Source organism: Salmonella sp. WC3 (assembly GCF_042932255.1).
Classification (GTDB): domain Bacteria; phylum Pseudomonadota; class Gammaproteobacteria; order Enterobacterales; family Enterobacteriaceae; genus Salmonella; species Salmonella enterica.
This window is the reverse complement of the sequence record NZ_CP170629.1, coordinates 1,146,532-1,168,539: the sequence shown is the minus strand read 5'-3', so window position 1 is coordinate 1,168,539 and position 22,008 is coordinate 1,146,532. Positions and strand designations below refer to the sequence as shown.

The following is a 22,008-nucleotide window of genomic DNA, read 5'->3' as shown; positions in this document are numbered from 1 at the left end:
GCTTCCCCATAAGCGCATGATAAACTATGCCCCCAAAACTGACTTATCGCGAGTAAATCTATGAAAATCGGCATCATTGGCGCAATGGAAGAAGAAGTTACGCTGCTGCGTGACAAAATTGACAACCGTCAGACGATTACGCTGGGCGGCTGCGAAATTTACACTGGCCAGTTGAACGGCACCGAAGTGGCGTTGCTGAAATCCGGTATCGGTAAAGTCGCGGCGGCGCTGGGCGCAACGTTGCTTCTGGAGCACTGCAAGCCGGACGTGATCATCAATACCGGTTCCGCAGGCGGTCTGGCGTCCACGCTGAAGGTCGGCGATATCGTCGTCTCTGACGAAGCACGTTACCACGACGCTGATGTGACCGCTTTCGGCTATGAATACGGGCAATTACCGGGCTGTCCGGCTGGATTTAAGGCCGATGATAAGCTGATCGCCGCCGCGGAATCCTGCATCAGGGATCTGAATCTGAACGCGGTACGCGGCCTTATTGTTAGCGGCGACGCGTTTATTAACGGTTCCGTCGGGCTGGCGAAAATCCGGCATAACTTCCCCGACGCGGTCGCCGTAGAGATGGAAGCCACCGCTATCGCCCACGTCTGCCATAACTTCAACGTGCCGTTCGTGGTGGTACGCGCTATCTCTGACGTGGCCGATCAGCAATCGCACCTCAGCTTTGACGAATTCCTCGCGGTGGCGGCGAAACAGTCGACTCTGATGGTCGAAACGCTGGTACAGAAACTGGCGCATGGTTAAGCAAATGTTCAGGGCGCTGGTCGCCCTGCTGCTTACGCTCCCGGTGTGGCTTTACGCTGCGCCGCGCGTAATTACCCTCTCTCCCGCCAATACGGAGCTCGCTTTTGCCGCCGGGATTACGCCCGTTGGCGTCAGCAGCTATTCCGACTACCCGCCCGAAGCGCAAAAAATAGAACAGGTCTCTACCTGGCAGGGAATGAATCTGGAACGCATTGTGGCGATGAAGCCGGATCTGGTCGTCGCCTGGCGCGGCGGTAATGCGGAACGCCAGGTAAACCAACTGACGTCATTAGGTATTAAGGTCATGTGGGTGGACGCGGTAAGCATCGAACAGATCGCCGACACGCTCCGTCAACTGGCCGCCTGGAGCCCGCAGCCGGAAAAGGCTCAGCAGGCAGCGCAGACATTGCTAAACGAGTACGCCGCGCTCAACGCCGAGTATGCCGGTAAAGCTAAAAAGCGCGTCTTTCTTCAGTTTGGCATGAATCCTCTGTTTACCAGTGGTAAAGGGTCTATTCAACATCAGGTTTTGACGACCTGCGGCGGAGAAAACGTCTTTGCTGACAGCCGCGTGCCGTGGCCGCAAGTCAGCCGTGAGCAGGTGCTGGCAAGGCATCCTCAGGCCATTATCGTGGCCGGAAAAGCGGGCGAAATTCTCAAAATTGAACAATACTGGGGAAACCTGCTAAAAATTCCGGTTATTCCGCTTAACAGCGACTGGTTTGAACGCGCAAGCCCGCGTATTATCCTCGCCGCAAAACAACTCTGTAATGCGCTTTCACAGGTGAATTAGAGCCTGTCTTACCAGGCTCCCAGTGGGGATTCGACAATGCTCGTCTATTGGCTGGATATTGTAGGCACGGCTGTATTTGCTATCTCTGGCGTGTTGCTGGCCGGGAAATTACGTATGGACCCGTTCGGCGTCCTGGTGCTCGGCGTCGTTACTGCCGTTGGCGGCGGGACAATCCGCGATATGGCGCTGGATAACGGCCCGGTATTCTGGGTTAAAGATCCTACCGACCTGGTCGTCGCCATGGTCACCAGTATGCTGACCATCCTGCTGGTTCGCCAGCCAAGACGTCTGCCGAAATGGATGTTGCCGGTGCTGGATGCGGTCGGGCTGGCGGTGTTTGTCGGCATTGGGGTGAATAAAGCCTTCCTCGCTGAAACGGGGCCATTAGTGGCCGTCTGTATGGGCGTGATTACCGGCGTCGGCGGCGGGATTATTCGCGATGTTCTGGCACGCGAGATTCCCATGATCCTACGCACCGAAATCTATGCCACGGCCTGTATTATCGGCGGGATTGTTCACGCCACCGCGTTTTATACGTTTTCAGTACCGCTGGAAAGCGCCAGCATGATGGGTATGGTCGTCACGCTGTTTATTCGGCTGGCGGCCATTCGCTGGCATTTGAAATTGCCGACGTTTGCCCTGGATGAAAACGGACGTTGATATTGTTTTGCCCGATGGCGCTACGCTTATCGGGCCTGGAACATCTTTCCTGTAGGCCGGATAAGACGCTCGCGTCGCCATCCGGCACAACGAACAGCGATCAAATGCTGAAGGAAGAGCCACACCCGCAGGTACTTTTCGCATTCGGGTTGGTTACAATGAAGCGGGAACCTTCCAGACCTTCGGTATAATCTACCGAACCACCCACCAGATACTGCAAACTCATCGGGTCAACCACCAGGCCAACGCCCTGTTTTTCGATGGTCATATCCCCTTCGTTAACCTGATCGTCAAAGGTAAAACCATACTGGAAGCCGCTGCAACCACCGCCGGTGATATACACGCGCAGTTTCAGATTCGGGTTATCTTCGTCAGCGATAAGACTTTTTACTTTATTCGCTGCTGCGTCGGTAAACTGCAGCGGCAGCGCTACGTCATCACTCATATTTTGCTCCAAACGACATCGGTAATTGGATAAATTTTCACCCAATATTGGCAGTCATTATCTAATACCCTGGTAATTCGTTCAAGTATTCTCGCCCGCAGGCGCATTCTGGCTTTTCGCCGCCTGTTCCGCATCCTGCTTCGCCAGAGTGCGCGCCAGGATGGTTGAGTATAACGGTTTCCCGCCCAAAAACTGGGCTAATAGTGTCGCGCCAAGACAGGTGATAATCATTGGCAAAATGAGCTGGTAGTTATCGGTCATCTCCAGCACCAGCACAATCCCCGTCAGCGGGGCGCGCACCGACGCCGCCATCAGCGCCCCCATCCCGGCAATCGCAAAGGTACCGGCCTCCAGGTGATACTGCGGGAAAAGCACTGCCGCCGCCATACCGAAGGCCGTACCAAGCAGCGTTCCCAGCGCCAGCATCGGGGCGAAAATGCCCCCCGGCGCGCCGGAAGAAAAGCAAAGCAGCGTCGTGACAACCCGGGCAATAAAGATGAACAGCAGTAGCCCGACGCTAAAATTACCTGCCGCGGCGATAGGAATAAGGTTAAATCCGCCGCCTGCCGCTTCCGGCTCAATCAACCCCAGAATACCGCACAGGCCGCCGATCGCGCCGCCCATAAGCACCCATTTTTTAATTTCGCCGCCATGAAAGCGCTGAAACATATCCTGGGTACGCAGCACCAACGAATTAAATACCGGCCCGACGCAGCCAAAAATAATGCCGAGGATAAGGTATAACCACAGTGTGTTAACCGGCGCATCAGACAGTTTGCCGACTTCAATAATCGGCGCTTCGCCGTTAAATATGCGGAACACAATGCTCGACATGATGACGCCGGTAAACACCGCTTTAATCGAAATCAGGTTGTAGCGAAACTGCGGGCGCATCTCTTCAATAATGAACAGGATACCCGCCAGCGGCGCGTTAAACGCCGCAGAGAGCCCCGCCGCCGCGCCGGTCGCCAGCAACGTATGCCGCGCTTCGGCGCTGCGCATACGAAAAACATCCAGCACCATGCGCCCCAGGTTGCCCCCGATTTGCACCGTTGGCCCTTCGCGCCCTAATACCATTCCTGCGCCCAACGTTCCCATCCCGCCGATAAACTTCACCGGCAACACGCGCCACCAGCGCACCGGACGTAACTCCTCCAGCGCGCCTTCAATTTCCGGGATACCCGAGCCGCCGGCTTCCGGCGCAAATTTTCGCACCAAAAAGTAGCCGACCATCGCCAGTAACGCCGAAAGGATAAAAGCCAGCGGCCAAAGCAAAAACGCATGGTCCGCGACCTGAACCAGCGCGCCAATGCGCATGTTTTGTACCCAGGAAACCGCCTTTTCAAAGGCGACGCCAACCAGTCCGGTAAGCGTGCCGACAACGGCCGCCATGAACAGGATGGCCAGCGGCGTTTTATCCCGCTGCATTAACCGGCGAATCTGATCTCTGCGCCGTAAGCGCACAATTTGCTGAGCTAAAAAGGTGGAAGTGTCTGTTTTCATCAGAAGATCATTAATTGGTAATACAAATCTAAAGTCGGCATTCTACTCGCCAACGCCGCGAAAATCCCCTGCAAATCGTATTGTTTCAAATGCGTAAAACTTTCATAACCTTCTCTGAATAACTTAGAATAGCGGGTATTCACTTTTTCTACGAACCAGGAATCTTTCCATGAGTAAGTCTGAAAATCTCTATAGCGCGGCCCGCGAACTGATCCCCGGCGGCGTGAACTCCCCTGTTCGCGCCTTCACTGGCGTAGGCGGTACTCCGCTGTTTATCGAAAAAGCGGACGGCGCTTATCTTTATGATGTCGATGGCAAAGCGTATATCGACTATTTCGGTTCCTGGGGGCCAATGGTACTGGGGCATAACCATCCGGCTATCCGCAATGCGGTGATCGAAGCTGCGGAGCGCGGTTTAAGCTTCGGCGCGCCAACCGAAATGGAAGTAAAAATGGCGGAACTGGTGACCAACCTGGTGCCGACCATGGACATGGTGCGCATGGTGAACTCCGGCACCGAAGCGACGATGAGCGCTATTCGCCTGGCGCGTGGTTTTACTGGCCGCGATAAGATTATCAAATTCGAAGGCTGCTACCACGGCCACGCAGACTGTCTGCTGGTCAAAGCCGGTTCTGGCGCGCTGACGCTCGGTCAGCCGAACTCGCCGGGCGTGCCGGCAGATTTCGCGAAACATACGCTGACCTGCACTTATAACGATCTGACGTCAGTGCGCGCGGCGTTTGAACAATATCCGCAGGAAATCGCCTGTATCATCGTCGAACCCGTAGCGGGCAATATGAACTGCGTCCCGCCGCTGCCGGAATTTCTGCCAGGTCTGCGCGCCTTGTGCGATGAGTTCGGCGCGCTGCTGATTATCGACGAAGTGATGACCGGTTTTCGCGTAGCGCTGGCCGGAGCCCAGGATTACTACGGCGTCGTGCCTGACCTGACCTGTCTGGGTAAAATCATCGGCGGCGGGATGCCGGTAGGCGCGTTTGGCGGTCGTCGCGATGTAATGGATGCGCTGGCGCCGACGGGCCCGGTTTACCAGGCGGGCACCCTTTCCGGCAACCCGATTGCGATGGCGGCCGGTTTCGCCTGCCTGAATGAAGTCGCCCAGCCCGGCATTCATGAAACGCTGGATGAGCTCACCACCCGTCTGGCGGAAGGTTTGCTGGAAGCTGCCGAAGAAGCGAATATTCCGCTGGTGGTTAACCATGTCGGCGGCATGTTCGGGATTTTCTTCACCGACGCTGAGAGCGTAACCTGCTATCAGGACGTGATGGCGTGCGACGTGGAACGCTTTAAGCGTTTCTTCCACCTGATGCTGGAGGAAGGCGTGTATCTGGCGCCATCGGCGTTTGAGGCGGGCTTTATGTCGGTCGCACACAGCATGGACGACATTAATAATACTATTGACGCCGCGTGTCGGGTGTTTGCGAAACTGTAAAAGAGAACGTCCAAAAACAACGTAGGCCGGGTAAGGCGAAGCCGCCACCCGGCTTTTTTTTGGTTCATACCAAGTTAGCGTGAATCTTCGCCAAACACCCAGCCCCCCTAAAGCTCATCAATAATATACTGGAAGCTACAGGTCGACGTGAACTGCCCGGAGCCAATGTTGCGGGTGTTCACCGCTACATTAATGTCATGAAGCTCAACATCGGTTATCGGATGATCAACGGCGCTGGTCGTGACGCTCGACTGGTCGCAGCCCAGCACATTGAGCGTAATACCCGATGAGACAAAACGGCAATAAGCGCCACGGTTGTCAAATTTGCTGCCATCGCACAGTTTCCCCCCCTCCATCAAATAGGTATGTAACGTGCGATTCACTGTGCCACCGGTGGCATCAAGCATGAGGGTTGTTTTCTGTTTCGAAACGTTCGCATCCCAGGAGATATCAAAAGTATCAACGGGAACTTTCGGGCAAACTGAGCTGCGCGTATCCGGCGGGGAATACGTTTCGTTAGTGATAAAAGCGGTAGCAACGATATGGCTCGACGCCAGCCAGGGGCAACCATAATCATCGCTTTGTACCGTAATCTCCAGGGTAAAAGAACCACACCCCCTCCAGTTCGAGGGAAGATTCTTGCACGCAGATCGCGAAACAGTGTTATCAAAATCCTTCAATACAACCTTCGGCGCAGGTTCTGGCCCAGACCAGGAGTCTGCGGTTAGCGTTTCTCCTTTACGATGTCCCGAAAGGTTCCAGGAGCCATAGTACACTCCCTCCGGAGTCGCTATCGTCACCTCCGCCACAATAGATTTGTCGCTATTAGGGCCAATACCATAATACATCGTGGTGCTTGAAAACGTCGCTTTCAGCATGGGTTTGGCCACTACCGAACTGCCATAAACGGCAATCAGCAGCAAAAATAAAGTCCGTATTATTTTCATTATAAATACTCAAATGTGGCTAGCGCACTTGCAGAGAACCTTCCCGGAATCAGGTCCTCGCCGGGAAGACGTTGTACCCAGGCATTCAGGCTTAGCGTATTTTTCCCCGTCACCAGCGTAAATACCGCACCGCTTTCGTTATTAATGCCCACGGGAACGCCGGATAGCGTTTCAATGCCAATCCCGATCCCGGAAGCGCCTGAATAGCTATCGATGGCCAGGATACCGCGCATTCCGGTCGCTTCGGTTCCAGTGAAAATTACCTGCACTCCGTTACTCAGCGCCGAATCGCAATCTGTTAGTTCAAACACCAAAGGTTTGCGGGCAGACTGGCCGCCGGGAATAAAGTCAGAAGCATCAAGCGATGAAAAATCGACTTCAGCAATATCGGCTCCCTGCATTGTTAAGGTACACGGACTGGCGACCAGACTACCGGAAAAATGCAGATTATCTGCCGCTGAGACCGGCAATATCAGCGTCCCCCAGAGGATGAAGACCACGCCGTGTAATAACGTCTGTTTTTTAACCATTACTGATAATCCACCTGTAATGTTGCCGTCGCATCGAAGTCACCTTCTGTCAGCGAGGCTCCGCTCTTTTTAACCGGTATGGCTTTCAGAACAGGTGCCGACTGCTCATTTACAGTAATGGTGGACCCCAACGTAAACGGTTGGTCGTTCTGCCGAAGTTCAATCCCCAGCCCCGCCACACTGGTGTTTATCGCCGCCTGATTAAAATCAGTCACAGAGCCGCTTAGTGTCAGGGTCATTGTCATCGTATCGTCGCGCACCGCTGAATCACAGGTGATCTCATACGGAACATTCTGTGCGTAACGCGTACCATCTATTTTACTAATCAGCATGTTACCGAACTTAACTTCGATCGTCTGATTATGGCTAATCGTGCAATTCGGCGGTGATATTAACGTACCGTGAAACTTAAGATTCTCAGCCGACTGCGCGGCAAAACTGCTGCTTATTAACACCATCAAAGCCATTTTTTTCATTGGTAATCCACCACCAGCGTAGCGCCTGCGTTAAACGCGCCACCTGTTAACGTTACGCCATTATCTTTGACAGGAATCGCCTCGATGGCCGGACCGCTGCCACCGCTGTATTGAAATGACAACCATTGCGTATTGCCGGGTGAAACCAGCGCGCCATCCGTGGCGGTTTGCAGACGGATACCCAATCCATCGACATCGGTTTGCAATACCGACTCGCCATTGATAGTCACCGCATTCCCCTGAATCTGTAACTTCAGGTAATCGCTCACTCTGCCGTTACAGCTCAGGCGATAGCCCACCGCCTGCCGGTAATTCACCCCATCCACTTTCGTCGTCAACACATTGCCAAATTCCACCTCACCGCCGGTCACAGTACAGGGCGGCGCGGCATTAACGACTATCGTCAGCGTCATGTTGACCGTCTTACTTCCCGCTGCCAGCGGCATACTGACCGCACTCAGCATGGCCGCACACGTTACCGTGCCCAGCCGTAACCGCCATTGCCTCATCTTGCGTCTCCTTGTCGGTTACGACTTTCTGCTTTTTGCTTCATCTACCGCACAACTGTTGTCAGTACAGTTAAAAATCAGCGGTAACCGCGCGCCATAATCGTTGACGTAAGTCAGCACAGGCGAGTGACCTAATTCACTGGCGTCCCCTCCCAGCGTCACGTTGCTTTTTGGTGCAATCACTAATGGGCTAAAGCCTCTGGCCGGTGTGCCGTCCATGCGGCTGCTGGCGTTGCTTAACACCACGTAGTAACCGGTCGGATTGCTCACCTGATAGCCATTGCCCTGACGCTGAAGGGTGATCTTGTATTGCCAGGGATGCTGCATATCGATTTTCGATAGCGCCTGCGGGCGGTAAAAAACTTTGATGCGCGTTTGCAGGGCGATTTGCAGCGTATTGGGCTTGTCGCTTTGCGGCGGAATTTCGCGCACGTTGTAATAAAAAAGGGTTTCCCGATCCTGGGGGAGCGACGCCAGCGCCGGCATCCCCTGAATTTTGACCTGTCCGATTGCCGACGGCTCAATGCGCTGGACCGGTGGGACGACGATTAAAGGCGAGGTGATTTTGACGCCCTTCTCATCTTCCACCCAGGACTGCGCCAGATAGGGCAGTTTGCTGTTGGCGTTTTTCAGATCGACGCTTATCGACTTATCTTCGCCGCGAAATACCAAGCGGGTACGATCGGGCGCGATGGCGGCCTGGGCGCTACCGTAGCCGCCCAGCAAAAGCAGCAAAACAGCGGCCAGGTTATAACGTTTTAATGACATCATGAATGCGGTTTCCTGAATCAATGTGTTGGATAACGAGAAGAGAGCGCTTCGGGTTGCGTCGAAGACGTCCGCCGCTGCGTATGAAGCTGGAGTAATGGTTTCTCTTCGGGCTGCGTTGCCTCAGGTGATGAAGCGTCGCCGATGCACGGCAGCAACAGGCCGCTAAACAGATCGCCCGGCAGCGGATCGGGCAACGTCGCTTCACACTGCGTTTTACCTTCCCATGTCACCTGCAACCGCTCGCCGGGGTTAATGCCGATCAGATAAACGCTGCCGTCTTCACCTACGATCCCTAACTGTTGCTGGCGACTGTTGTAAACCTCTGCGCCGAAGGGCGGCGTGCCGCCATCGCGCAGGCGGATACTGGCCATGGCTTTTTTACCGCTGAGCACCTCCATGCGGCGATAACCGATCGCCCCTTCCGTCAGGGTCGCCTGAGCGATGGAGAGGATTGCTTCCGCGTCTTCCGGCAACTGGGTAATGTCGATTTTCACCTGGTTGCGGTAGTAGTCGTTGACGTCGACAATGACGGCTTTACCAAACGCGTTGGTATATACCGGCGTGCTGTAGCCGGAGATGGGTACGTTCGCTTCATCGCCGACATCCACCAGCAGCCGCGAGCCGCCGTTGACGCTGGTGCGGTGCAGCGCCCCGCCTTTAGCAGTCAGCGTCGCGCCGCCCTGGATGTTCAGCCCGCCGGAGGTATAGTCGCCTTCCTGATAGTTCGCACTGACGTCAATGTCGGCATAGCTCGCTTGATGACGGTAGTAGCCGTCGAGAGTCGCACCGTTATCCGCGCGACCAGCGTTGATCTGGTAGTTATTGCGATCGTCAATGCGCTCGTAATAGCCGACCTGATTGCTGTTGTTGTCATCGCTAAAGGAGCCGTTGTAGCTCAGCGTGCGGTTGTTGCCCCACGGAATACTGAGCGAGACGTACACGCCGTCATCACGCTCATTGTCATATTCGTTGCGAAAACCGTTCACCGACAGACTGATCCCGCGCACCTCACCGACATCGAAATAGTGCGACAGCGTCAGGTTATAGCTGTCCTGGTTAGGTTGATTCCAGTAGGTGCGATGGGTGTAGTTGATATAGGCGTTGACGTTTATTGCCGAAAAGTTCTGGCTGTACGTCAGGGTATACATCTCTTTATCGTGGCCGGTGCGCTGACGATCGTTATCGTCATTATGCGTATCGATAAACTCGTCCATCGTCATGTAGTTTTCTTCGGAAAAGCGATAACCAGCAAACGTCAGACGGCTGTCTATATCATCAAAATCTTTAGCGTAGCTGGCACGGAACGAGTTACCCTGAATGGTGCCGTCGCCGTAGGCGCTACCCTCTGGCAGCGTCGCACGGGAATGGGTGACATCGACGGAAAACGCGCCCAGCAGCGCCAGATCGCGCCCCAGTCCTAACACCAGCGCCTGATAATCCTGCTCACCGATGGCACCGCCGTACAGCGACCAGCCGTTAGCGATCCCCCAGGAGGCTTCGGCTGAGGTGAAAAAGCCGCCTTCCATATTGTGATCCCAGTCCTGCGGTCGCCCGGCTGCCAACTTGTAGCGCACCTGGCCGGGACGGGTCAGAAACGGAATGGAGGCGGTGCTGACGTCATATTCCTGCACCTGACCGCTTTGTTCTTCAATTTTGACGTGTAGATCGCCGGATACCGTTTCATTAATATCCTGAATGCGAAACGGCCCAGCCGGGACCTGCGACTCATAAATCACCCGCCCGCGCTGGGTCACGGTGACTTTGGCGTTGGTGCGCGCCACGCCTGATATATCCGGGGCGTAGCCGCGCAGATTAGGCGGTAACATCTGATCGTCGGTGATAAGGCTGCCGCCAACATAGTTAAAGCCGTCGAAAATATCGGATTCCAGCGATCCTTCGCCCAGCGTTAGCTGCGCCCGGAGCTGCGGGATCGCCCGCCAGGCGTAATAGCGGTTCCAGTCCCAGTTCTGTTCGGAACTGGAGCCAAAGTTGTCTTTATCTTCGCTGTCATTTTCGTGACGATAGTTAGCCTGCCAGTCCGCGCGCAAACGCCACGCGCCGAGGTTGGCACCCACCGTGCCGTTGCCGCTGATGTCATACTCATCGCCGTCATCATGTTCAGCATGTCGCCACTGGCTGTTAACGTTGTAGTCAAATAATACGCCGGGAATCCCTTCATCCCAGCGGGAAGGTGGATCCCACTCTTCATCGCTGTATTCCAGATAGGCCTGCGGAATAATCACCGTCAGCGTTGACTGGCTTAAATCCGTTTGGGTTTCCATCCCTTCCAGTTGATCTGGTTGCAGACACTGACCGGCATTTATCCAGATCATTTTATCTGCTATTTCAGGTTTTAACCCCAGCAGCGATACCAGTTCAGGCGATAAACAGGGATAGGTGTTATCAGGATCGTTATTATCAACGGAATACGTAATAACATTATCCTGGGCAATTTGACTCTGATTGACCAGCACCAGGAGATGATAGCTCCCCGGCATAATGTAGCCTTTACGGGAAAAACGGGAGAGATCCAGGCTGGCATCATCTTTAACATCAAGAAATCGGGTATTAAATTGAATGGGCGCTTCCGCATAGCTATTTTCCGGACCGACAGCCAGAACAATACCCACCACGGCCGCAAGCGTGCTCAGACGAAATTTTTTATAGTGAGCCATCAGACAATCTATCCCTGAAATATATAATCTATTTTTTTACTTTAAGCATTATCCTGCGGCAGACTGCCGCAGGATGATATTTCACTTACAGATAGCTGATCGTGAAGTTTACGGTGCTGCTGAATTCGCCGGTATCGATAGTGCTGGCAGCGGAATCGCCTTTCACCCAGGCTTTGAAGTTAAGAGTCTGTTTCGCCGCCGCAACGCTGCCGTTCATCGTCAGATTTTCGCTGTAAGCGTCGCCCAATTTGATCGCGGAACCCAGGTGGTTGCCGATGACAATGCTGGAACCCGCCATTTCGCCGCCGCCGATACGCATCAGCGCAACGCTGCCCGGATTAGCGCTGGATTCGTTACCGATGGCAGAGAAAACGGTAGACGCTTCTTTCTCAGTGGTGAATGCGCAGTTTTCCAGACCGATATGGAAATCGACTTTTGAAGATTCTTTACCGCCCATCAGAGAACCGGTACCGATATGGCCCAAGTTAACGGTCTGGTGTTCGTCGCCAACCACGATTGAACACGGTGAATCTTCAATAGTACCGGTAAAAGTAACCGTACCAGTATTACTGCCTGCAGCATTGGCAAAGCTGGAAACACCCATAACCAGTGCGGCAGCAACCGCAGCTTTTACTGCTGTATTCATTTTTCATCCTTATTAAAAGTTGGTGAGTATTTTTACGCTATTCACACGGAGTTATACTCAATACCCCATGTTTATATTAGTAGATATATATTATATGACGAGTTATGAAATTGCCGATGCAACATTCAAAAGAAGCAAACAACACGTTAATAAATAACATCCCTTAGGCGCGGTGAAGTATTTTCCATTAAAAACCCAAAGACAAGTGTTTTTTATTTAAAGGATTATCAGAATTAAATAATAAATATTTTTACCATTCAAAAAACAAACAAAGCAAGCAAGACGGGAGAGCCAAAAAAGCAATAAACATGTCAAAATGAATAAAAAAAGATCAGAATTACAGTACTGAATATATAGCAATGACGCGTAACATTTATTTTTGGTATAAATTTCATTAAAAAAAACAAAAAATGCTAAATTACATTTTTTTTGTTTACTCGTGGCAATTAATTTATTTTAATAGAGTTGTTTTTTATTACTTCGATAAAAAAATAATATTTTATTATCGAAGTTTTATAATGAAAATTTATTATTAAATTAAAATTGATTTACGAGATGCATTAAAGATGCGGCATCCACATCTTAATATTTAAAAAGGCTTAATACCGAAACCGGTAATTCTTATTATTGAATAGATCATGCCGCAATTTATCATCAACGTTTCGGGCCTGGATATGTTGAAATTAGTCACCCTGTTCAGAAGACAGCAGCGCGCCACTGAAATAGCACATGACTTATCGATACAGAAATAACACCTGCTTCTTGCTGAAAATAAAAGCAGAATTCCCTCGATAAAACGTGACAGGACAGCTCTCGCACCTGATAGCGTTCAGCTATTTTTAGGTCTACAAAATATTGCCACAACATATTGATATTGTGTAATTTGTAGGTCGGGTTGAGCATGGCTGCCACCCGACATAAATGTGGCACAGCCTTTTTTTACCGGCTCTGTTTACGTAGCAAATAGATAAAATACGGCGCGCCAATAAAGCTTGAAAGCAGTCCCGCCGGGATCTGATACGGAAATAGCGCCATCCTGCCGCACCAGTCGGCAAAGACCAGTAAAACGCCCCCTGCCAGCGCCGAGATGACCATATGCGGCATCGTCCGGCGAAAACCGAGCATCCGCGCAATATGCGGCGCCATCAGTCCAACGAAACTCAGCGGCCCAATGGTCATCGTCGCGGTTGCCGTCAAACACGCCGCCAGCGCCAGCAGCGCGATACGCGACGGCGTAAGCGCCATGCCCACCGCGCGCGCGGCATCGCCGCCCAGTGGCAAAATCGTTAACCAGCGGCGACACAACGGCACAATGGCCAGCAAAATCACCATCACGATCGCGGTTCGCGTAACCTGCCCGCCAGTGGCGTTATAGGTAGATCCTGCGATCCAGGTCAACACTTCCGCCATCCGCGGGTCGCCGCTCGCCTGGAGCATCATTAGCAGCATGGTAAACGCGGTGCTGAGCGCCATCCCCGCCAGCAACATCCGTTGCGGCGAGAAACCGCCGCGCCCGGCGGCTAACATAATAATCAGCAGTGTCGCCGCCGCGCCCAGGCTTCCGGCAGGCAGTAGCCAACCGAAAGCATTCCCCGGCACCAAAAACAGCATCAACACCACGCCAAACGCGGCTCCGGAACTGATCCCCAGCACTTCCGGACTGGCCATTGGATTACCGGTCAGACGCTGAATAATGCAGCCCGCCACCGCCAGCATGACGCCCGCCATTAACGCCGCCAGTATCCGCGGCCAGCGCCACGGCATCAGTTCTTCAAGCAGCGTTCCGCTCGCCCACGTCCAGCCGTGCGCGTCGCGACCAAAAGAGAGCGCGCCCCATGTTGCCAGCAGCAGGAGCGCGCCACCGGCAACGGCAAAAGCAAGAACGTGCCGACGTTCCGCCGCCACACGATCGCTGGCGTTCATATCCGGCGCGCTCATGCTTTTAAGCCGCGGCAGCAGCCACAGGAGCAGCGGCGCGCCGATTAACGCCGTCACTGACCCGGTGGAAACCTCCATCCATACGCGGGTTAGCCAAAGGATAATCTGATCGGATAGCCACAAAATAAGCGCCCCAATGAGCGGCGCCAGCATCAGGCGCGCCAGCAGACGTCTTGCGCCAAGCATTTTCGCCAGCAGCGGCGCAAACAGGCCGATAAAACCGATAATGCCCACCGCGTTGACCAGCAGAGCGCTCAACACAATCGCCAGCGACAGCGCCGCCAGACGCGCTAACGACAGCGCCAGACCCAGATTACGCGCAACGCCGTCATCCAGCCCCATCAGCGTCATCGGGCGTAACAACAATAACGTGAGCATCACACCGCCCAGCAACTGCGGCCACAGACGCTGCACGCCGCTCCAGTCGGTTTGCGTTAGCGTTCCGGTGCTCCATAAAAACATGCTTTGCAACTGATCGTGGTGGAAAATCACCAGTAACTGGTTGATTGCGCCACAATAGAGGCTAACCACCAGCCCGGCGAGGATCAGGGTCACTGGCGACAGGCGTTTGCCCCACGCCACGCCGAACACCAGCGCGCCGACAATGCAGGCTCCCGTCAGGGCGGCAAACTGCGTGGCCAGCGCGCCGGGAATCGTCCAAAGCGTAGTCACCGTGATCCCCAATAGCGCGCCGGTCGCCACACCCAGCGTGGTCGGTTCCGCCAGCGGGTTACGTAATACTTGCTGGAACAGGACGCCTACCAGCCCAAGTCCCGCGCCCACCAGTAGCGAAATCGCCAGTCTTGGCAGCAGGCTGTAATGAAAAATCATCTGCTCAATGATGTCGATATCCGGTGACCAGATAGCCTGTTGCCACTGGCTGCGCGGTAGCGCAACGGAGAAGTTAACCCATGTCAGCCAGCAGGCGGCAACAAACAGCGCCAATAACAGCAACGCCGGATGGCGGCTTCGCCTTATCCGGCCTACAAAGCGCCCGAACCGTAGGTCGGATAAGACGCTTTTCGCGCCGCCATCCGGCATTTCACGTTTTCTGCTCACGCTTTGCCTCCCAACACGTTATTCAGGATGCGGACAAAGTGCATCGTGGAGAGGGTCGCGCCATAGAACCAAACGGCGGGCACCCGGTGAAAGCGCCCGGCGCGGACAAACGGCATGGCCTGCCACAGCGGCGTTGCCATCAGCGCGTTCATATCGGTGTTATTCCCGTGATCGAAGCAGATCACATCCGCTTCTTTATACATCGCCAGCCGATCGATGCTAACCGCCGTACTGCCCCAAAAGTTGGTTTCACCCTGCCAGGCATTGACAATGCCATACTCGTCCAGCACCTCCTGGAACAGGCAATTCGGGCCGAGCACCAGCATATGCCGCGGATCGATAAGCGTCGTCATCAGTAACGGACGCCCCCCGCGGCGGATAAAATGCGGCTTCTGGCTGGCGATGAAGCGATCGTATTGCGCCAGATGTTTTTCTGCCGCAGCTTCCAGATTCAGCGTCTGCGCCAGTTCAACCAGCGAGCGTCGGGCCACCGCCAGCGGCTTTTTGCCGTCGCTAAAATCGAACCCGCGCCCCGGCGCGATCCGCGCCAGTTTCTCCGGCGAGGGTCCGTAGCCTGCCGACCAGACCATAAACGACGGCTTCATCTCCGTCAGCAGTTCGAGATTGGGTTCAGTGCGAAGACCCACATCAATCACCGAATCCGGCAACGGCGGTTCGCTAACCCACAGCTTATAATTTGGCACGTCCGCCACGCCATACGGCGTAATACCGAGCGCCAGCAGCAGCTCAACCGGCAGCCACTCCAGCGCCACAATCCGGCGGGGATCGATAGCGGCAGCCTGCGCCGTATTCATTTGCCACAGCAGCGGCGAGAGCGCCATCGCCGTTAATAAACGGCGGCGAGTCAGAGGATATAAATCACGCATTAATACACAAAACTCACAGGTGCCGCGCCCGCCGGATGCGGAAGGATACCCATCGGGATACCGTAAATCTGTTCCAGCGTGTCACTGCGCATCAGTTCCGCAGGCGTTCCTTGCGCAATCATTTCACCGCCGCGTAGCGCGACTAAATAATCACAGTAGCGGGCCGCCATGTTGATATCGTGCAGCACCGCAACCACCGTCAGCCCGCGCTGCTGGCTTAAACGATGCACCAGCGCCAGCACGTCCACCTGATGGGCGATATCCAGCGCTGACGTCGGCTCATCCAGCAGAAGACAACGGCTATCCTGCGCGACCAGCATGGCAATCCACGCGCGCTGGCGTTCACCGCCGGAAAGACTGTCTACCAGACGATGCGCCAGCGGTTTTAAGCCGACCAGCGTAATCGCCTCGTCTACTTTTTCCCGGTCCGCGACGCCAAAGCGTCCCAGCGCGCCGTGCCACGGATAGCGGCCAATCGCCACCAGTTCGCGCACCGTCATTCCTTCCGCCTGTGGCAATTGTTGAGGCAGATAGGCAACTTTGCGGGCAAACGCCTTGCTGCTCCAGCTCGCCAGCGGCTGATTGTCGAGCAGAATATCCCCTTCGGAAGGCGGCTGATGGCGGCCCAGCATTTTTAACAGCGTGGATTTACCGGAACCATTATGACCGATAAGTCCGGTGACGCGACCTGCGGGAAACGTTAACGAGAGAGGGTGTAAAAGCGTGCGGCCCGGCACACGAAAGGCGACGCTTCGCAGCGCAAAGGTGGTATCGGAATGAATGTGGTTTTCCTGCATCGCAGCCAACTTGTAAAACGGGCACGGCAAGCCGTGCCCAAAAAGAAATTAGAAACGGAAGGTTGCCGTTGCAACGACCTGACGTTCTGCGCCCCAGAAACAGCCGTAGGTCTGGAAGCAGCTGGCGACGTATTCGCGGTCGAGCAGATTATTAACGTTAACCGCAATGCTGGAGCCCGCCATACCAAAACGCGCCAGATCGTACTTGACGACCGCATCCATCACCGCTGCGCTGCCTACCTTGAAGCTATTAGCCGGATCGCCGTAACTGGAACCAATAAAACGACCGCCTGTTCCCAGCGTTAAACCTGACAACGGACCTTCGTTGAAGGTGTAATCGCCCCACAACGACGCCATGTGTTCAGGCACCTGCTCTGGCGTATTCCCTTTCAGATTAGTGTCTTTCGTGTATTCAGCATCAGTATAAGTGTAAGACGCCGTCATATTGATGTTAGCCGTCAATGCTGCTTTGGCTTCCAGCTCTACACCTCGCGTACGAATTTCGCCTGCCGGCACCTGCGCTAATGGGTTGGTTGGATCGGCGGTCAGGTTATTGGTTTTGGTCAGCTGATAAACGGCACCCGTAACAACAACCGGCATGTCTTTCGGTACATATTTCACCCCTGCTTCATATTGCTCGCCTTTTGACGGCTTGTAAGAAACGCGTGGGGTGCTCCACAAATCGAAGGCGCTTGGCTCGAAAGATTGGCTATAGCTGAAGTAAGGTGAAATTCCATTATCGAATACGTAGTTTACGCCACCGCGCCAGGTGAACTGGTGGTCATTACGTTCAATATATCCTTCTGTCGGCGTAGTGGAATTCTGACGCACCGTTGTCGCTTGTTTAGACCAGTCATAGCGGCCGCCGAGAGTAAATACCCACTTATTCCATTCCGCCTGATCCTGAACATAGAGGCCTGTTTGTTTACTTTCGTTCATCTGGTACGGCTCAGCGCCGCCGAAAGCAAAGTATTCAGGATGGTAATTGTTATAGAGATCGATTGACGGCGCGCTACCAAACGTCGCGTTAATATCATTACGCATACGCATGAAATCGACACCCGTCAGCAACGTATGATCAATATCGCCGGTCGCGAATTTACTTTCCAGTTGTGTATCTACGCTGAAATTCTGTAAACGCTCGTTGTCAACGATAGTACCGCGGTTAAGCGTATGGCCGTCCGCCGCAATCCCCGTGCCATAGACGCTTTTTTGCGCGGTTTTCATTTCGACAAAACGTAAATTCTGGCGCACGGTAAAAGTGTCGTTGAAGCCATGCTCGAAACTGTATCCCACCATTTTCTCGTTACGAGAATAGGTATTGTTTGACGCCCCTTCATTGAAATCTGTCGGCAAGCGTTTACCATTCGGTAACGGTTCAACCGTTCCCTCTTTCGGCAGCCAGCCGTAGTAGCCGGTCTCTGGTTCGTTCTGGAAATAAGAAAGGAACGTAAAATTCGTTTTCTCATCAGGACGCCAGGTAAAAGAGGGCGCAATCGCATAGCGCTGCGACTCAGAACTCTTTTGCTGCTCATTTGTCGAACGCGCCAGCCCCGTCAGACGATATGAGAACTCACCGTTGTCATCCAGGGAATCACTAAGATCAAAACCGGTCTGGAACAAATTGTCCGTCCCCATTTTGAATTGAATTTCTTTCAGCGGCTCAGTAGTCGGCCGCTTGCTAACCATCGAAATGATACCGCCCGGGTTGCTCTTACCGTAGAGAACGGACGTTGGGCCACGCATCAACTCAACACGCTCAAGCATGTAGGGATCAATAACCGCATCGTTGTAGAAGTTACCCTGCAATTTCAGGCCATCCAGATAGTTATTCTGGCTCAGGCCGACGGAAGAGAAGCCACGGATAATCACGAAGTCATAGGTATTGGAAGCGCCGCGACTGCTTACCGTTACGCCCGGCGTGTAACCCAACGCTTCTTTTACTGACTGGAATTGATGCATCTGCATCTCTTCGTTAGTGACCACCGAAACCGACTGTGGCGTTTTTTCGATAGGTGTATCAGTTTTGGTGGTAGTGGCGGAACGCTTCGCGGCGATGGTCGGAGCCGGTCCCCAGGCACTTTCCTGCGCGGCAGGCGCTGCGGTTACGGTAATGGTTTCTTCTTTCGGTTGAACCGCCGCCTGTGCATAGACAGACATGCCGCTAACCGCTGTGGCTACTACAACTGCGATTTTACGCAGTGAGGAGTTTGGCTGAGCAGTTTTAAGACGCGCCATTGGTATATCTCTGATGAAAGTGAATGATAACGTAAACGATAATTATTATTATAACCACAGCATGATAGGCGAAATATCGTCGCAATGGCAAGCGATACGCGGCCCTACGAAAACTAAGGGGTTAAGAAATAACCAGATGAAAAGGAAGGGTTAATAAATTAGACTGAAATGTTATTTATAGGGGATTTGCCGGATGGCGACGTAAGCGCCTTATTCGGCCTACGTCGCACATAATGGGGTCGTAACGGTGTAGACCGGGTAAGCACAGCGCCACCCGGTACTATTACCGTGATTAATTGCCGCCGAACATCTCCTTAATCCAGCCGGCAACGCCGTCGCTCTTCTCTTCTTTCGGCGGCTGTTGCTGCGCAGGCTGCTGCGGCTGAGACGACTGATCGAACGGATTGCCTGACGGCTGCTGTTGCTGCTGCATCATCTCGCCCTGCTGGCACAGCGTATTTGGATCGTCCGTCCAGACCGGCAGAGTGCGCATACCGCCGCTACAGACAAAATTACCGTCGTAATCAACGCCCATATCCACCACATCTTCCGGCGGCGTCAGAACTAAAGGCGTCGGCGTCTGGTTCGCCAGATAGCGCTGGTAAATCGCCATCGCGCCGCTGGCGCCGTACAATTTCGTCGGCTGGTTGTTATCACGGCCTACCCAGGTGATAGTCACCTGGCTGCCGTCGATACCGGCAAACCAGGTATCGACATTGTTGTTTGTCGTCCCGGTTTTACCCGCCAGATGCAGACCCGGATATTTCGCGCCAAGCTGACGCCCCGTACCACGCTGGACGACCTGCTGCATTGTCCAGAGCGTCAGGTAAGCCGCCTGTGCCGGTACAGCGCGTTCAGCTTGCGGATAACTTTGGTACAGCACTTTACCATCTTCCGCAATAACTGAACGCAGCGCTGATAACGGCGCGCGATTTCCGCCGCTGGCGATAGTCTGGAACGCCTGCGCCACTTCGATCGGCGTCAGGTTCAGCGCTCCTAACAGCATAGCCGGAACCGGATTGAGCTGATCTTTCGGCACGCCGAGCTTCGTCCAAGTATCGGTTACCGCCGGTAAACCTAACGCCATCCCCAGATTGACCGTCGGTACGTTCATTGAGCGAGTTAACGCATCCACCAGCATCACTTTCCCGCTTTCGCTGTAGCGACGATCGTCGTTCTGCGGCGACCAGACCTGACCATTCGGCTGGCGCAGAGAAATCGGCGCATCGGCAATCCAGGTGTTCAGACGGTATAAGTTCGGCTGACTTAACGCGGTCAGATAGGTCGCCGGTTTCGCCAGCGACCCGATGGAACGGCGCGCCTGCATGGCACGGTTATAGCCGGCATACTGCGGCTCCGCCCCGCCAACCATCGCGCGCACCTCGCCGCTAAAGCGATCCACCACCACCATCGCGGTTTCCAGATCGCTCAATTTACGCTGCTTCTTCAACGCCGGAATACCTTCGACAACGGCTTTTTCTGCGGCATCCTGCGCCACGGAGTCAAAGGTGGTGAAGATCTTCACGCCGGAGAGATCTTTAATTTTATCCCCCAGCTTCGCCTGCAGTTCCTGACGAACCATCTGCATAAACGCTGGCTGCGGTGAAATAACGCCGCCGCGCGGCTGTACGCCAAGCGGACGCGCGCTCAGCATGTCATAGAGTTCCTGATCGATGATTTTCTGCTGCTGTAACAGGCGTAACACCAGGTTACGACGCTCCAGCGCCAGTTTCGGGTTGCGCCACGGGTTATAAATCGACGCCCCTTTTACCATCCCCACCAGTAACGCCTGCTGATCGAGGCTCAGTTCCTCTACCGGACGACCAAAGTAATACAGGCTCGCCAGCGGAAAACCGCGAATTTCATTGTCCCCGCTTTGACCGAGGTAGACCTCGTTCATGTACAGCTCAAGAATACGATCTTTACTGTAACGGGCATCCATGATCAGCGCCATGTAGGCTTCATTCGCTTTACGCCAGTATGATCTTTCGCTGGAGAGGAACAGGTTCTTCACTAGCTGCTGGGTCAGCGTACTGGCCCCCTGCACCGTGCGTCCCGCCGTCAGGTTGGCCAGCACCGCACGCCCGATAGAGTAAAGACTAATGCCATCATGCTCATAGAAATGACGGTCTTCCGTCGCCAACAGCGTATCGACCAGCAGATCCGGGAAACCGCTGCGCGGGACGAATAAACGCTGCTCGCCATTTGGCGAAGAAAGCATGGTGATAAGCCGCGGATCGAGACGGAAGAAGCCAAACTGGCGGTTGTTATCCAGATTGACGATGGTTTCCAGACGCCCGTCACTGAACGTCAGCCGCGCGCGCACCTGCCCTTCTTTGCTGTCCGGGAAGTCAAACGGACGACGGATCATCTCAATGCTATTGGCCTGCACGGTAAATTCGCCGGGACGGGTCATCTTCGTCACCAGACGATACTGCGTCGCTTCCAGCAATTTTACCATCTCGTTTTTGCTGACAGGCATGTCTGGCTCAAGGTTCACCATCCGGCCATATACCGCCGCCGGAAGCTGCCAGACCTTGCCATCGATACGGCTGCGGATTTTTTGATCCAGATAGACGCCGTAAATGGCGAACAGCACCACAAAAACGATAAACAGTTTTAGCAATAGCCACAGCCAGCCACGCTTGCCACGAGGCTTACGCCCTTTGCCCTTACCTTTACGCGGCATCGGTTCTTCATCCTCATAGTCATCATCATAATCGTCGTCATGCTGCCGACGACGGCTCACCTTTTGTTTCACAGGACGTGACGGTTTCCCCTTACGTCCAATCGGCTCGCGGTCATTCCCCGCCATGCTTTTTCTCCGCAACATACAGGCGCAAAGGCCCGATTCTCTATTCTTCCGCCAGACGACAGAAGAAGAAATCTCTCAATTTACCCTTTTGCCGGATGGCGATTAACGCC

Annotated in this window: 18 protein-coding genes; 4 read left to right on the top strand and 14 right to left on the bottom strand. The window is 54.1% G+C overall.

The window, feature by feature from the left end; genetic code table 11:
- Positions 1-60 precede the first annotated feature (60 nt).
- Genes mtnN through ACFK9X_RS05460 form a run of 3 tightly spaced genes read left to right on the top strand, consistent with a single transcriptional unit; the run spans position 61 to position 2,212 of the window.
- Positions 61-759: a 5'-methylthioadenosine/S-adenosylhomocysteine nucleosidase gene (gene mtnN / locus ACFK9X_RS05470; RefSeq protein WP_001523143.1), complete on the top strand. Its 699-nt coding sequence runs from the start codon at positions 61-63 to the stop codon at positions 757-759.
- Positions 752-1,552 (top strand): vitamin B12 ABC transporter substrate-binding protein BtuF, encoded by an 801-nt coding sequence (gene btuF / locus ACFK9X_RS05465; protein ID WP_001539046.1) that lies wholly within the window; start codon positions 752-754, stop codon positions 1,550-1,552. Before mtnN ends, btuF begins: the two co-directional genes overlap by 8 nt.
- Positions 1,553-1,588: 36 nt before the next feature.
- On the top strand, positions 1,589-2,212 hold the full coding sequence (locus ACFK9X_RS05460) for a TRIC cation channel family protein (protein WP_000964234.1): 624 nt from the start codon (positions 1,589-1,591) through the stop codon (positions 2,210-2,212).
- Between the two features lie 100 nt (positions 2,213-2,312).
- On the opposite strand, the gene erpA is transcribed toward ACFK9X_RS05460, so the two are convergent.
- A complete protein-coding gene (gene erpA, locus ACFK9X_RS05455; protein ID WP_001278668.1) occupies positions 2,313-2,657 on the bottom strand; it encodes an iron-sulfur cluster insertion protein ErpA in 345 nt (114 codons plus the stop codon).
- A gap of 81 nt (positions 2,658-2,738) precedes the next feature.
- Positions 2,739-4,160 (bottom strand): H(+)/Cl(-) exchange transporter ClcA, encoded by a 1,422-nt coding sequence (gene clcA, locus ACFK9X_RS05450; protein WP_000845429.1) that lies wholly within the window; start codon positions 4,158-4,160, stop codon positions 2,739-2,741.
- A gap of 169 nt (positions 4,161-4,329) precedes the next feature.
- On the opposite strand from clcA, the gene hemL reads away from it, so the two are divergent.
- Positions 4,330-5,610: a glutamate-1-semialdehyde 2,1-aminomutase gene (hemL, locus tag ACFK9X_RS05445; RefSeq protein ID WP_151115791.1), complete on the top strand. Its 1,281-nt coding sequence runs from the start codon at positions 4,330-4,332 to the stop codon at positions 5,608-5,610.
- 107 nt (positions 5,611-5,717) lie between these two features.
- Here hemL and stfH read toward each other — a convergent pair whose 3' ends face one another.
- From stfH to mrcB, 12 genes are all read right to left on the bottom strand, one after another.
- A complete protein-coding gene (gene stfH, locus ACFK9X_RS05440; protein WP_023200097.1) occupies positions 5,718-6,557 on the bottom strand; it encodes a fimbrial adhesin StfH in 840 nt (279 codons plus the stop codon).
- Positions 6,557-7,087, bottom strand: coding sequence for a fimbrial protein (locus tag ACFK9X_RS05435; protein ID WP_000239536.1), 531 nt, complete (start codon positions 7,085-7,087; stop codon positions 6,557-6,559). The genes stfH and ACFK9X_RS05435 overlap by 1 nt, the downstream gene beginning before the upstream one ends.
- The gene (stfF, locus tag ACFK9X_RS05430) at positions 7,087-7,563 is read right to left on the bottom strand and encodes a fimbrial minor subunit StfF (RefSeq protein ID WP_000737997.1); all 477 of its coding nucleotides are present in this window, start codon (positions 7,561-7,563) and stop codon (positions 7,087-7,089) included. The genes ACFK9X_RS05435 and stfF overlap by 1 nt, the downstream gene beginning before the upstream one ends.
- The gene (locus ACFK9X_RS05425) at positions 7,560-8,072 is read right to left on the bottom strand and encodes a fimbrial protein (RefSeq protein ID WP_001250314.1); all 513 of its coding nucleotides are present in this window, start codon (positions 8,070-8,072) and stop codon (positions 7,560-7,562) included. Before ACFK9X_RS05425 ends, stfF begins: the two co-directional genes overlap by 4 nt.
- Before the next feature lie 18 nt (positions 8,073-8,090).
- Positions 8,091-8,843 (bottom strand): fimbrial chaperone StfD, encoded by a 753-nt coding sequence (stfD, locus tag ACFK9X_RS05420; RefSeq protein WP_151115789.1) that lies wholly within the window; start codon positions 8,841-8,843, stop codon positions 8,091-8,093.
- Positions 8,844-8,860: 17 nt separating this feature from the next.
- Entirely contained in the window at positions 8,861-11,518 is a 2,658-nt protein-coding gene (locus tag ACFK9X_RS05415; RefSeq protein WP_151115787.1) for a fimbrial biogenesis outer membrane usher protein, read from the bottom strand.
- 85 nt (positions 11,519-11,603) lie between these two features.
- On the bottom strand, positions 11,604-12,164 hold the full coding sequence (stfA, locus tag ACFK9X_RS05410) for a fimbrial major subunit StfA (RefSeq protein ID WP_001090553.1): 561 nt from the start codon (positions 12,162-12,164) through the stop codon (positions 11,604-11,606).
- 939 nt (positions 12,165-13,103) lie between these two features.
- On the bottom strand, positions 13,104-15,143 hold the full coding sequence (gene fhuB / locus ACFK9X_RS05405) for a Fe(3+)-hydroxamate ABC transporter permease FhuB (RefSeq protein ID WP_151117901.1): 2,040 nt from the start codon (positions 15,141-15,143) through the stop codon (positions 13,104-13,106).
- Positions 15,144-15,157: 14 nt separating this feature from the next.
- Positions 15,158-16,048 (bottom strand): Fe(3+)-hydroxamate ABC transporter substrate-binding protein FhuD, encoded by an 891-nt coding sequence (fhuD, locus tag ACFK9X_RS05400; protein ID WP_001205357.1) that lies wholly within the window; start codon positions 16,046-16,048, stop codon positions 15,158-15,160.
- A complete protein-coding gene (fhuC, locus tag ACFK9X_RS05395) occupies positions 16,048-16,845 on the bottom strand; it encodes a Fe3+-hydroxamate ABC transporter ATP-binding protein FhuC (RefSeq protein WP_001157204.1) in 798 nt (265 codons plus the stop codon). The genes fhuD and fhuC overlap by 1 nt, the downstream gene beginning before the upstream one ends.
- Before the next feature lie 48 nt (positions 16,846-16,893).
- Entirely contained in the window at positions 16,894-19,083 is a 2,190-nt protein-coding gene (gene fhuA, locus ACFK9X_RS05390; RefSeq protein ID WP_151115785.1) for a ferrichrome porin FhuA, read from the bottom strand.
- A 292-nt stretch (positions 19,084-19,375) separates the two neighbouring features.
- The gene (gene mrcB / locus ACFK9X_RS05385) at positions 19,376-21,898 is read right to left on the bottom strand and encodes a bifunctional glycosyl transferase/transpeptidase (protein WP_000918127.1); all 2,523 of its coding nucleotides are present in this window, start codon (positions 21,896-21,898) and stop codon (positions 19,376-19,378) included.
- Between the last annotated feature and the right edge of the window lie 110 nt (positions 21,899-22,008).

What these genes read in the sequence shown, in the direction of transcription:
- stfH (WP_023200097.1), bottom strand. Translation starts at nt 6,557, where the DNA reads ATGAAAATAATACGGACTTTATTTTTGCTGCTGATTGCCGTTTATGGC.
- hemL (WP_151115791.1), top strand. Translation starts at nt 4,330, where the DNA reads ATGAGTAAGTCTGAAAATCTCTATAGCGCGGCCCGCGAACTGATCCCC.
- ACFK9X_RS05460 (WP_000964234.1), top strand. Translation starts at nt 1,589, where the DNA reads ATGCTCGTCTATTGGCTGGATATTGTAGGCACGGCTGTATTTGCTATC.
- stfF (WP_000737997.1), bottom strand. Translation starts at nt 7,563, where the DNA reads ATGAAAAAAATGGCTTTGATGGTGTTAATAAGCAGCAGTTTTGCCGCG.
- fhuB (WP_151117901.1), bottom strand. Translation starts at nt 15,143, where the DNA reads ATGCCGGATGGCGGCGCGAAAAGCGTCTTATCCGACCTACGGTTCGGG.
- ACFK9X_RS05425 (WP_001250314.1), bottom strand. Translation starts at nt 8,072, where the DNA reads ATGAGGCAATGGCGGTTACGGCTGGGCACGGTAACGTGTGCGGCCATG.
- erpA (WP_001278668.1), bottom strand. Translation starts at nt 2,657, where the DNA reads ATGAGTGATGACGTAGCGCTGCCGCTGCAGTTTACCGACGCAGCAGCG.
- btuF (WP_001539046.1), top strand. Translation starts at nt 752, where the DNA reads ATGGTTAAGCAAATGTTCAGGGCGCTGGTCGCCCTGCTGCTTACGCTC.
- mtnN (WP_001523143.1), top strand. Translation starts at nt 61, where the DNA reads ATGAAAATCGGCATCATTGGCGCAATGGAAGAAGAAGTTACGCTGCTG.
- mrcB (WP_000918127.1), bottom strand. Translation starts at nt 21,898, where the DNA reads ATGGCGGGGAATGACCGCGAGCCGATTGGACGTAAGGGGAAACCGTCA.
- ACFK9X_RS05435 (WP_000239536.1), bottom strand. Translation starts at nt 7,087, where the DNA reads ATGGTTAAAAAACAGACGTTATTACACGGCGTGGTCTTCATCCTCTGG.
- stfA (WP_001090553.1), bottom strand. Translation starts at nt 12,164, where the DNA reads ATGAATACAGCAGTAAAAGCTGCGGTTGCTGCCGCACTGGTTATGGGT.
- ACFK9X_RS05415 (WP_151115787.1), bottom strand. Translation starts at nt 11,518, where the DNA reads ATGGCTCACTATAAAAAATTTCGTCTGAGCACGCTTGCGGCCGTGGTG.
- fhuD (WP_001205357.1), bottom strand. Translation starts at nt 16,048, where the DNA reads ATGCGTGATTTATATCCTCTGACTCGCCGCCGTTTATTAACGGCGATG.
- fhuC (WP_001157204.1), bottom strand. Translation starts at nt 16,845, where the DNA reads ATGCAGGAAAACCACATTCATTCCGATACCACCTTTGCGCTGCGAAGC.
- fhuA (WP_151115785.1), bottom strand. Translation starts at nt 19,083, where the DNA reads ATGGCGCGTCTTAAAACTGCTCAGCCAAACTCCTCACTGCGTAAAATC.
- clcA (WP_000845429.1), bottom strand. Translation starts at nt 4,160, where the DNA reads ATGAAAACAGACACTTCCACCTTTTTAGCTCAGCAAATTGTGCGCTTA.
- stfD (WP_151115789.1), bottom strand. Translation starts at nt 8,843, where the DNA reads ATGATGTCATTAAAACGTTATAACCTGGCCGCTGTTTTGCTGCTTTTG.